We start from the raw sequence: 874 nt of genomic DNA on the forward strand, positions 1-874 counted from the left end.
GCTAGAAACGACACTAGGGAGTGGTGCATTCGGAAATGGAAATGTAGAGTTCCCTAGTGATAATCCATCTACTCGATACTAATTATTAAATTTGTTTACCTAATAAAATCCCTACTTGTAGCACACTTATAAGCAATGTAAGAAGCGTAGGAACAGATAAAAGTAGGGATATATTGTTAAAGTTCAAACTTGACGCGAATCTTGGTCTGAGACCAAAAAATATCATTCGGATTATTGGTTATATGTTAAATGGCCCACTTTGATGCTCAAAACGCCGCTCAGAGCGCCCAGAACGCGCGTAGTGGCGATTTTCATACCTAACCCGAGCGGATGTAAGACTAAAACGCTTTGTAAGTTTGTGACGCTTTGAGAGCGATTTACAGGGCAAAAATGGCACTATTCGTTTGAAACAAAAAACGCCCTCTACGGGGCGTTTTCCTATGTTTCTAAAGATGCAACATGGAGTTCATCTGTTGGTGCAAGATCCGGATAACAAATATATCGAACTCTCGAATTCGATAAAAAATAGCGTGCTTCTGATGATCATGCCGACGTACTCCAGAACGAAGTTCGGAGCAATCCCTACCAATGAATGGCGCCTCAGACAATGTTTGTAAGCACTGCTCCATTTCATCGGTGTAGTGTTCTGCTTGGTCTTCGCCAAAATTTAGAAAGGTATATTCATAGATGTCGCCGAAATCGTCTGCTGCTTTCTGAGAAAGTTTATACATGCAGACGAGCCTTTCTTCTTTCTGCTACTTCCTTTAAGGACAGGGAGCATTCTCCGCTCGCTTCTCCCTCATCAAGAGCTTTTCGCAGTAAGTCTTGTTGATTCTCTTGTTGTTCGAGTAGTCGCAATGCACTTCTCATCACT

The 874-nt window shown here is 42.0% G+C and carries 2 protein-coding genes; both read right to left on the minus strand.

Going from position 1 to position 874, the window contains the following annotated elements:
- Positions 1-446 precede the first annotated feature (446 nt).
- A complete protein-coding gene (locus R7Z50_RS25875) occupies positions 447-731 on the minus strand; it encodes a type II toxin-antitoxin system RelE/ParE family toxin (protein WP_005398363.1) in 285 nt (94 codons plus the stop codon).
- Complete coding sequence (locus tag R7Z50_RS25880) at positions 724-870, minus strand: type II toxin-antitoxin system ParD family antitoxin (RefSeq protein ID WP_411979519.1); 147 nt, start codon at positions 868-870, stop codon at positions 724-726. Before R7Z50_RS25880 ends, R7Z50_RS25875 begins: the two co-directional genes overlap by 8 nt.
- Positions 871-874: the final 4 nt, after the last annotated feature.

It is taken from the genome of Vibrio sp. 1249-1 (assembly GCF_033340495.1).